The following is a 272-nucleotide window of genomic DNA, read 5'->3' as shown; positions in this document are numbered from 1 at the left end:
AGACCGACCTGCTCGCCCTGAACGCCGCTGTCGAAGCAGCCCGTGCAGGCGAACACGGCAAGGGCTTTGCGGTCGTTGCTTCCGAAGTCCGAAAGCTTGCGGAACGCAGCCAGTCTGCTGCCGCCGAAATCAGCTCGATGTCTGGCGATACGGTGAAGGCTGCTGCCGACGCCGGCGAAATGCTCGGCCGCCTGGTGCCGGATATCCGCAAGACGGCCGAACTGGTCTCCGAAATCAGCGCTGCCTGCCGCGAGCAGGATATCGGTGCCTCG

General features: G+C 64.7%; 1 protein-coding gene. It reads left to right on the top strand.

From position 1 onward, the window contains the following. Nucleotides 1-272, top strand: a 272-nt coding sequence (locus SB764_RS40260) for a methyl-accepting chemotaxis protein (protein ID WP_410866789.1), incomplete at both ends; no start/stop codon positions are given.

It is taken from the genome of Paraburkholderia sp. SIMBA_027, assembly GCF_046535315.1.
GTDB classification, from domain to species: domain Bacteria; phylum Pseudomonadota; class Gammaproteobacteria; order Burkholderiales; family Burkholderiaceae; genus Paraburkholderia; species Paraburkholderia tropica.
The sequence above is the reverse complement of the archived record's forward strand: the minus strand, read 5'-3'. Positions and strand labels throughout refer to the sequence as shown.